This window comes from Bordetella trematum (assembly GCF_900078335.1).
In the GTDB taxonomy this organism is placed as follows: domain Bacteria; phylum Pseudomonadota; class Gammaproteobacteria; order Burkholderiales; family Burkholderiaceae_B; genus Bordetella; species Bordetella trematum.
The window spans coordinates 86,686-87,239 of the sequence record NZ_FKBR01000034.1; the positions used below are offsets into that span (position 1 = coordinate 86,686).

General features: G+C 62.8%; 1 pseudogene. It reads right to left on the reverse strand.

Going from position 1 to position 554, the window contains the following annotated elements:
- Positions 1 to 554 (reverse strand): annotated as a pseudogene (locus A7V84_RS14810) (hypothetical protein); the annotation flags it as partial.

Here is a 554-nt window from a genome sequence, read left to right on the forward strand (position 1 = left end):
CGCTGTCGTTGCCCGCGCCCGAGGTGATCTGGGTAGCACCACCCACCGTTACCACGGTCAGGTCGATGGCGTTGTCGCCCTCGCCGGCCAGGATATCCAGCGAACCGCCGATATCCGTCTCCAGCAGGGTGATGCTGTCGTCATCCTTACCGGTCGTGATACGCGTGGCCTTGGCCACCGAAACACGGGTCAGGTCAACGGTATTGCTGCCGTCACCAGCGTCAATCATCAATTGACCGAGCAGGCCGCTGTCCACCAGCGTGATTACATCCACGCCAGCACCCGTGGTGATGGACGTGTCGCCACCCACCGTCACCTTATCCAGGCTAACGGTATTGGCGGCGTCACCAGCGTCTATGTCCAGCGAGCCGCCGATGTCGGTTTGCAGCAGGGTGACGCTGTCGTTGCCCGCGCCAGAGCTGATGCGGGTCGCAGCGCCCACCGTTACTACGCTCAGGTCAACGATGTTGTCGCCCTCACCGGCCAGGATATCGAGCGAACCGCCGATATCCGTCTCCAGCAGGGTGATGCGGTCGTCGTCCTTACCGGTCGTG